Source organism: Erwinia sp. 009765445 (assembly GCF_058137865.1).
The window spans coordinates 1-7,427 of record NZ_JBYUWC010000038.1; the positions used below are offsets into that span (position 1 = coordinate 1).

Annotated in this window: 5 protein-coding genes and 4 pseudogenes; 4 read left to right on the forward strand and 5 right to left on the reverse strand. The window is 53.7% G+C overall.

Features of this window, described 5'->3' with window-relative positions; translation table 11 throughout:
- Positions 1-293: 293 nt before the first annotated feature.
- Both lacI and AC3Y5R_RS23850 read left to right on the forward strand, forming a co-directional pair.
- Positions 294-1,376 (forward strand): DNA-binding transcriptional repressor LacI, encoded by a 1,083-nt coding sequence (gene lacI, locus AC3Y5R_RS23845; protein WP_000805902.1) that lies wholly within the window; start codon positions 294-296, stop codon positions 1,374-1,376.
- Positions 1,377-1,425: 49 nt separating this feature from the next.
- Positions 1,426-1,752: pseudogene (locus AC3Y5R_RS23850) on the forward strand (tetracycline resistance MFS efflux pump); the annotation flags it as partial.
- Between the two features lie 29 nt (positions 1,753-1,781).
- Here the strand turns inward: AC3Y5R_RS23850 and AC3Y5R_RS23855 are convergent.
- Positions 1,782-1,868, reverse strand: a pseudogene (locus tag AC3Y5R_RS23855) (MobC family plasmid mobilization relaxosome protein); the annotation flags it as partial.
- A gap of 64 nt (positions 1,869-1,932) precedes the next feature.
- Between AC3Y5R_RS23855 and AC3Y5R_RS23860 the strand changes: the two are divergent.
- Positions 1,933-2,124, forward strand: coding sequence for a Rop family plasmid primer RNA-binding protein (locus tag AC3Y5R_RS23860; RefSeq protein WP_000165985.1), 192 nt, complete (start codon positions 1,933-1,935; stop codon positions 2,122-2,124).
- A 621-nt stretch (positions 2,125-2,745) separates the two neighbouring features.
- Positions 2,746-2,871: pseudogene (locus AC3Y5R_RS23865) on the forward strand (replication initiation protein); the annotation flags it as partial.
- Between the two features lie 318 nt (positions 2,872-3,189).
- On the opposite strand, the gene AC3Y5R_RS23870 reads toward AC3Y5R_RS23865, so the two are convergent.
- The 4 genes and pseudogenes from AC3Y5R_RS23870 to AC3Y5R_RS23885 all read right to left on the reverse strand — a co-directional run.
- On the reverse strand, positions 3,190-3,312 hold the full coding sequence (locus tag AC3Y5R_RS23870; RefSeq protein ID WP_257722212.1) for a hypothetical protein: 123 nt from the start codon (positions 3,310-3,312) through the stop codon (positions 3,190-3,192).
- A 434-nt stretch (positions 3,313-3,746) separates the two neighbouring features.
- Positions 3,747-4,607 (reverse strand): class A beta-lactamase TEM-181, encoded by an 861-nt coding sequence (locus AC3Y5R_RS23875; RefSeq protein ID WP_000027060.1) that lies wholly within the window; start codon positions 4,605-4,607, stop codon positions 3,747-3,749.
- A gap of 287 nt (positions 4,608-4,894) precedes the next feature.
- Complete coding sequence (locus AC3Y5R_RS23880; protein ID WP_334407799.1) at positions 4,895-5,698, reverse strand: carbohydrate-binding protein; 804 nt, start codon at positions 5,696-5,698, stop codon at positions 4,895-4,897.
- Positions 5,678-7,105 (reverse strand): annotated as a pseudogene (locus AC3Y5R_RS23885) (IS4 family transposase); the annotation flags it as partial. The pseudogene AC3Y5R_RS23885 and the gene AC3Y5R_RS23880, both read right to left, overlap by 21 nt.
- Between the last annotated feature and the right edge of the window lie 322 nt (positions 7,106-7,427).

Consider the following 7,427-nt stretch of genomic DNA (forward strand, 5'->3'; position numbering starts at 1 on the left):
CACCGACAAACAACAGATAAAACGAAAGGCCCAGTCTTTCGACTGAGCCTTTCGTTTTATTTGATGCCTGGGGAATTGGGAATTAATTCTTGAAGACGAAAGGGCGGCATGCCGGCATGCACCATTCCTTGCGGCGGCGGTGCTCAACGGCCTCAACCTACTACTGGGCTGCTTCCTAATGCAGGAGTCGCATAAGGGAGAGCGTCGAGATCCCGGACACCATCGAATGGCGCAAAACCTTTCGCGGTATGGCATGATAGCGCCCGGAAGAGAGTCAATTCAGGGTGGTGAATGTGAAACCAGTAACGTTATACGATGTCGCAGAGTATGCCGGTGTCTCTTATCAGACCGTTTCCCGCGTGGTGAACCAGGCCAGCCACGTTTCTGCGAAAACGCGGGAAAAAGTGGAAGCGGCGATGGCGGAGCTGAATTACATTCCCAACCGCGTGGCACAACAACTGGCGGGCAAACAGTCGTTGCTGATTGGCGTTGCCACCTCCAGTCTGGCCCTGCACGCGCCGTCGCAAATTGTCGCGGCGATTAAATCTCGCGCCGATCAACTGGGTGCCAGCGTGGTGGTGTCGATGGTAGAACGAAGCGGCGTCGAAGCCTGTAAAGCGGCGGTGCACAATCTTCTCGCGCAACGCGTCAGTGGGCTGATCATTAACTATCCGCTGGATGACCAGGATGCCATTGCTGTGGAAGCTGCCTGCACTAATGTTCCGGCGTTATTTCTTGATGTCTCTGACCAGACACCCATCAACAGTATTATTTTCTCCCATGAAGACGGTACGCGACTGGGCGTGGAGCATCTGGTCGCATTGGGTCACCAGCAAATCGCGCTGTTAGCGGGCCCATTAAGTTCTGTCTCGGCGCGTCTGCGTCTGGCTGGCTGGCATAAATATCTCACTCGCAATCAAATTCAGCCGATAGCGGAACGGGAAGGCGACTGGAGTGCCATGTCCGGTTTTCAACAAACCATGCAAATGCTGAATGAGGGCATCGTTCCCACTGCGATGCTGGTTGCCAACGATCAGATGGCGCTGGGCGCAATGCGCGCCATTACCGAGTCCGGGCTGCGCGTTGGTGCGGATATCTCGGTAGTGGGATACGACGATACCGAAGACAGCTCATGTTATATCCCGCCGTTAACCACCATCAAACAGGATTTTCGCCTGCTGGGGCAAACCAGCGTGGACCGCTTGCTGCAACTCTCTCAGGGCCAGGCGGTGAAGGGCAATCAGCTGTTGCCCGTCTCACTGGTGAAAAGAAAAACCACCCTGGCGCCCAATACGCAAACCGCCTCTCCCCGCGCGTTGGCCGATTCATTAATGCAGCTGGCACGACAGGTTTCCCGACTGGAAAGCGGGCAGTGAGCGCAACGCAATTAATGTAAGTTAGCTCACTCATTAGGCACCGGGATCTCGACCGATGCCCTTGAGAGCCTTCAACCCAGTCAGCTCCTTCCGGTGGGCGCGGGGCATGACTATCGTCGCCGCACTTATGACTGTCTTCTTTATCATGCAACTCGTAGGACAGGTGCCGGCAGCGCTCTGGGTCATTTTCGGCGAGGACCGCTTTCGCTGGAGCGCGACGATGATCGGCCTGTCGCTTGCGGTATTCGGAATCTTGCACGCCCTCGCTCAAGCCTTCGTCACTGGTCCCGCCACCAAACGTTTCGGCGAGAAGCAGGCCATTATCGCCGGCATGGCGGCCGACGCGCTGGGCTACGTCTTGCTGGCGTTCGGCTGGCATTGACCCTGAGTGATTTTTCTCTGGTCCCGCCGCATCCATACCGCCAGTTGTTTACCCTCACAACGTTCCAGTAACCGGGCATGTTCATCATCAGTAACCCGTATCGTGAGCATCCTCTCTCGTTTCATCGGTATCATTACCCCCATGAACAGAAATCCCCCTTACACGGAGGCATCAGTGACCAAACAGGAAAAAACCGCCCTTAACATGGCCCGCTTTATCAGAAGCCAGACATTAACGCTTCTGGAGAAACTCAACGAGCTGGACGCGGATGAACAGGCAGACATCTGTGAATCGCTGCACGACCACGCTGATGAGCTTTACCGCAGCTGCCTCGCGCGTTTCGGTGATGACGGTGAAAACCTCTGACACATGCAGCTCCCGGAGACGGTCACAGCTTGTCTGTAAGCGGATGCCGGGAGCAGACAAGCCCGTCAGGGCGCGTCAGCGGGTGTTGGCGGGTGTCGGGGCGCAGCCATGACCCAGTCACGTAGCGATAGCGGAGTGTATACTGGCTTAACTATGCGGCATCAGAGCAGATTGTACTGAGAGTGCACCATAGCTTCCTCGCTCACTGACTCGCTGCGCTCGGTCGTTCGGCTGCGGCGAGCGGTATCAGCTCACTCAAAGGCGGTAATACGGTTATCCACAGAATCAGGGGATAACGCAGGAAAGAACATGTGAGCAAAAGGCCAGCAAAAGGCCAGGAACCGTAAAAAGGCCGCGTTGCTGGCGTTTTTCCATAGGCTCCGCCCCCCTGACGAGCATCACAAAAATCGACGCTCAAGTCAGAGGTGGCGAAACCCGACAGGACTATAAAGATACCAGGCGTTTCCCCCTGGAAGCTCCCTCGTGCGCTCTCCTGTTCCGACCCTGCCGCTTACCGGATACCTGTCCGCCTTTCTCCCTTCGGGAAGCGTGGCGCTTTCTCATAGCTCACGCTGTAGGTATCTCAGTTCGGTGTAGGTCGTTCGCTCCAAGCTGGGCTGTGTGCACGAACCCCCCGTTCAGCCCGACCGCTGCGCCTTATCCGGTAACTATCGTCTTGAGTCCAACCCGGTAAGACACGACTTATCGCCACTGGCAGCAGCCACTGGTAACAGGATTAGCAGAGCGAGGTATGTAGGCGGTGCTACAGAGTTCTTGAAGTGGTGGCCTAACTACGGCTACACTAGAAGGACAGTATTTGGTATCTGCGCTCTGCTGAAGCCAGTTACCTTCGGAAAAAGAGTTGGTAGCTCTTGATCCGGCAAACAAACCACCGCTGGTAGCGGTGGTTTTTTTGTTTGCAAGCAGCAGATTACGCGCAGAAAAAAAGGATCTCAAGAAGATCCTTTGATCTTTTCTACGGGGTCTGACGCTCAGTGGAACGAAAACTCACGTTAAGGGATTTTGGTCATGAGATTATCAAAAAGGATCTTCACCTAGATCCTTTTACGCGCCCTGTAGCGGCGCATTAAGCGCGGCGGGTGTGGTGGTTACGCGCAGCGTGACCGCTACACTTGCCAGCGCCCTAGCGCCCGCTCCTTTCGCTTTCTTCCCTTCCTTTCTCGCCACGTTCGCCGGCTTTCCCCGTCAAGCTCTAAATCGGGGGCTCCCTTTAGGGTTCCGATTTAGTGCTTTACGGCACCTCGACCCCAAAAAACTTGATTTGGGTGATGGTTCACGTAGTGGGCCATCGCCCTGATAGACGGTTTTTCGCCCTTTGACGTTGGAGTCCACGTTCTTTAATAGTGGACTCTTGTTCCAAACTGGAACAACACTCAACCCTATCTCGGGCTATTCTTTTGATTTATAAGGGATTTTGCCGATTTCGGCCTATTGGTTAAAAAATGAGCTGATTTAACAAAAATTTAACGCGAATTTTAACAAAATATTAACGTTTACAATTTAAATATTTGCTTATACAATCTTCCTGTTTTTGGGGCTTTTCTGATTATCAACCGGGGTAAATCAATCTAAAGTATATATGAGTAAACTTGGTCTGACAGTTACCAATGCTTAATCAGTGAGGCACCTATCTCAGCGATCTGTCTATTTCGTTCATCCATAGTTGCCTGACTCCCCGTCGTGTAGATAACTACGATACGGGAGGGCTTACCATCTGGCCCCAGTGCTGCAATGATACCGCGAGACCCACGCTCACCGGCTCCAGATTTATCAGCAATAAACCAGCCAGCCGGAAGGGCCGAGCGCAGAAGTGGTCCTGCAACTTTATCCGCCTCCATCCAGTCTATTAATTGTTGCCGGGAAGCTAGAGTAAGTAGTTCGCCAGTTAATAGTTTGCGCAACGTTGTTGCCATTGCTACAGGCATCGTGGTGTCACGCTCGTCGTTTGGTATGGCTTCATTCAGCTCCGGTTCCCAACGATCAAGGCGAGTTACATGATCCCCCATGTTGTGCAAAAAAGCGGTTAGCTCCTTCGGTCCTCCGATCGTTGTCAGAAGTAAGTTGGCCGCAGTGTTATCACTCATGGTTATGGCAGCACTGCATAATTCTCTTACTGTCATGCCATCCGTAAGATGCTTTTCTGTGACTGGTGAGTACTCAACCAAGTCATTCTGAGAATAGTGTATGCGGCGACCGAGTTGCTCTTGCCCGGCGTCAACACGGGATAATACCGCGCCACATAGCAGAACTTTAAAAGTGCTCATCATTGGGAAACGTTCTTCGGGGCGAAAACTCTCAAGGATCTTACCGCTGTTGAGATCCAGTTCGATGTAACCCACTCGTGCACCCAACTGATCTTCAGCATCTTTTACTTTCACCAGCGTTTCTGGGTGAGCAAAAACAGGAAGGCAAAATGCCGCAAAAAAGGGAATAAGGGCGACACGGAAATGTTGAATACTCATACTCTTCCTTTTTCAATATTATTGAAGCATTTATCAGGGTTATTGTCTCATGAGCGGATACATATTTGAATGTATTTAGAAAAATAAACAAATAGGGGTTCCGCGCACATTTCCCCGAAAAGTGCCACCTGACGTAGTTATCCGGATATAGTTCCTCCTTTCAGCAAAAAACCCCTCAAGACCCGTTTAGAGGCCCCAAGGGGTTATGCTAGTTATTGCTCAGCGGTGGCAGCAGCCAACTCAGCTTCCTTTCGGGCTTTGTTAGCAGCCGGATCCCCTTCCTGCAGTCATTGAAGCTGCCACAAGGCAGGAACGTTGGATGGTTCCCATCCTGCCAAGGAGGTGTGGGGCTGCAAACATTTATACGTCTTGCCGTTATATGTGACCAATTGTCCCGCAGTATAAGCTGTGTTGACCTGCCAAGCGGATACACCAGGATTTGTCGTGAGGCCTGAGTTCAGACCGGTGAGGCCAGTAGCGTGGCTGACGAACCCGTTCGTGATAAACGCGTGGTCTGCCGTGTCGACACGAAGGCTATACACCGGCTGCACGCCGGCGTCGGTGACACTGGCGACTTTCGCGTAGTAGAACCGCCCGTCGGTCAGCTCGTCGGCGATAGCTTGGGCGTCCGGGTCTCGGTGGTGTGCTTCCAAGAAACGCACCAGTCCAGGGACGCCGACTGTGTAGGTTGTGGGCGCAAATTCGGGTTTCCCGCGGGCAAAACCTGCACAGTCGACGCTGAATGCGCTGCGTTGAATCACCGCGTAATCGCCCGGCTTGATTTCGTCGATCAGCTTCCACAGCAGGGTCGGCACCCCGGCGACGTCGACCAAACACAACAACGGGTGGTTCGCGGTGCCCGTCACACGCAGACCTTCGACCGTACGCACCGTGTACACCGGATGCTCGCCGGAGTGGAACAGCCGGTCGGCGAGCACGGGATTGCCATGCCGGTCAAGGACTTTCAGGTCGATGGCGTTGTCACTGTTGGGCCGCGCACCCGGCACGATGTCGGCGATGCGTACCGACTCGCCCTCGGGTAGGGCAACTAGTGCATCTCCCGTGATGCAGATTTTAATGCCCTGCGCCATCAGGTCTTTCGCGGCCAGAAAGCCATCCAGTTTGCTTTGCAGCGCTTCCCAACCTTCCCACAGCGCACCCCAGCTCGCAATGCCGGTACGTTTGCTATCCATAAAGCCGCCCAGACGCGCAATCGCCATATACGCCCATTGCAGGCTGCCCGCTTTTTCTTTGCGTTTGCGTTTGCCTTTATCCAGATAGCCCAGCAGTTGGCATTCATCCGGGGTCAGCACGGTTTCCGCGCTCTGGCTTTCAACGTGTTCCGCTTCTTTCAGCAGGCCCTGCGCACGCAGTGCTTGCGGCGGAGTAAAAGATTCACGCAGTTGCAGCAGACGCACCGCCACAAAGCTCAGAATGCTCACCATACGTTCCAGGTTATCCGGTTCTTCCATACGCTGACGTTCCGCACCCGCACCCGTTTTCCACGCTTTGTGAAATTCTTCAATGCGCCAACGATGGGTATAAATATCAATCACACGCAGCGCTTGGGCCAGACTTTCCACCGGCTCGCTGGTCAGCAGCAGCCATTTCAGCGGGGTTTCGCCTTTCGGCGGATTAATTTCTTCGGCCAGCACCGCGTTCAGGGTAATGTTGCCCTGTTTCAGGGTAATACGGCCGCTACGCAGGCTCAGGCTCGCTTTACGCGCCGGACGGTTTTTACGTTTGCCACGTTTATCCACCACGCCTTTCTGCGGAATGCTAATCTGATAGCCGCCCAGTTCCGGCTGGTTTTTCAGGTGATCATACAGATACAGGCCGCTTTCCACATCTTTACGCGGATGTTTGCTACGCACCACAAAACGTTCGTTATGGGCCAGTTTATCTTGCAGATACGCATGAATATCCGCTTCACGATCGCACACCGCAATCACGTTGCTCATCATGCTGCCCATTCTCAGACGCGAAGTTGCAGCAGCGGCCAGCCATTTGCCGCTTTCTTTTTCATCCGCATCCGCCGGATCATCCGGACGCATCCACCATTCTTGATGCAGCAGGCCCACGGTACGAAAGGTGGTCGCTTCCAGCAGCAGCACGCTATGCACCCACCAACCACGGCTTTTATCCTGAATGCTACCCAGTTTGCCCAGTTCTTCCGCCACCTGATGACGATAGCTCAGAGAGGTGGTATCTTCAATTGCCAGCAGTTCCGGAAATTCCTGGGCCAGTTTCACGGTCTGCATGGCACCCGCTTTACGAATCGCTTCCGCGCTCACGTTCGGATTACGAATAAAACGATACGCGCCTTCCTGCATGGCTTTGCTGCCTTCGCTGCTAATGGTAATGCTTTTGCCGCTATATTTGGCCAGTTGCGCCGCAACATTCACCAGACGCGCGGTACGACGCGGATCACCCAGCGCAGCACTAGAAAACACGCTTTTCGCCCAATCCGCCGCACGATGCAGTGCACTGGTAATCATATGTATATCTCCTTCTTAAAGTTAACAAAATTATTTCTAGAGGGGAATTGTTATCCGCTCACAATTCCCCTATAGTGAGTCGTATTAATTTCGCGGGATCGAGATCCCCGGTTTAAACCGGGAATTAATTCCGATCCCCAATTCCTGGCAGTTTATGGCGGGCGTCCTGCCCGCCACCCTCCGGGCCGTTGCTTCGCAACGTTCAAATCCGCTCCCGGCGGATTTGTCCTACTCAGGAGAGCGTTCACCGACAAACAACAGATAAAACGAAAGGCCCAGTCTTTCGACTGAGCCTTTCGTTTTATTTGATGCCTGGGGAATT